Source organism: Parendozoicomonas verongulae, from assembly GCF_009711465.1.
Classification (GTDB): Bacteria; Pseudomonadota; Gammaproteobacteria; order Pseudomonadales; family Endozoicomonadaceae; genus Sansalvadorimonas; species Sansalvadorimonas verongulae.
In genome coordinates this window covers 1-905 of the sequence record NZ_SMME01000452.1, presented here as the reverse complement: position 1 = coordinate 905, position 905 = coordinate 1, and the positions used below count along the sequence as shown (strand labels likewise).

At 55.8% G+C, this 905-nt stretch carries 3 protein-coding genes; all 3 read right to left on the bottom strand.

The window, feature by feature from the left end; translation table 11 throughout:
• Window positions 1-183: hypothetical protein (locus E1189_RS00995; RefSeq protein WP_155158254.1), on the bottom strand; the 183-nt coding region annotated here is incomplete at its 3' end.
• Window positions 162-743 carry a hypothetical protein gene (locus E1189_RS00990; RefSeq protein WP_155158253.1) on the bottom strand — a complete coding sequence of 194 codons (582 nt, stop codon included), beginning with the start codon at window positions 741-743 and terminating at the stop codon, window positions 162-164. The genes E1189_RS00990 and E1189_RS00995, both read right to left, overlap by 22 nt.
• A partial coding sequence (locus E1189_RS22530; RefSeq protein WP_196220910.1) for a hypothetical protein occupies window positions 701-905 on the bottom strand: 205 nt, incomplete at its 5' end. The genes E1189_RS00990 and E1189_RS22530, both read right to left, overlap by 43 nt.

Here is a 905-nt window from a genome sequence, read left to right as displayed (position 1 = left end):
CCGGGTAAAGATATCCAGGGCCGTTTTCAGATTGTCTGTACCCCCCATGGCCTGAAGCAGCTTGCCCAGAGCCAGTTCGACCTCTTTGTCATCACAGGGGATGTTCGCCCGTCCCCCGGTCGCCAGAGTGCGCAGCCGGGTAAAGATATCCAGGGCCGCTTTCAGGTTCTCCGTACCTCCCACGAGCTGGAGGTGTCTACCCAAGTTAACTCGATATCCTTATCATCACAGGGAGTGTTTGCCCGCCCCCCGGCCGCCTGAGTGCGCAGTCGGGTGTAGATATCAAGAGCAGCTCCCAGGTTGTCTGTGCCTCCCATAGCCTGAAGATGTCTGCCCAGTGTTAATTCGATAACCTTGTCATCACAGGGAATGTCTGCCTGCCCCCCGGCTGCCCGGGTGCGAAGCCTGGTAAAGATATTCAAGGCTGCTATCAGGTTGTCTGTGCCTCCCATAGTCTGGAGGTGTCTACCCAGAGCCAGTTCTATCTCCTTGTCATCACAGGGGGTGTCTGCCTGCCCCCCGGCTGCCCGAGTGCGCAGTCTGGTAAAGATGTCCAGGGCCTTTTGCCGGTTGTCTGTACCCCCGAATATCTGGAGTAGTCTACCTATTGTTAACTCGATATCTTTATCATCACAGGGAGTGTTCACCTGCCCCCCAGCCGCCCGGGTGCGCAGCCCGGTATAGATATCCAGGGCCATTTTCAGGTTGTCCGTGCCCCCCATAATCTGGAGATGTCTGGCCAAGTTAACTCGATATCCTTGTCATCACAGGGGGTGTTCGGATGCCCTCCGGCTGCCCGAATACGCAGCCTGGTAAAGATCTCCAGGGCTGTTTTTAAATTGTCTGTACCCCCCATGATCTGAAAGTATCTGCCTATGGCCAGCTCGATCTCCTTATCATCACAG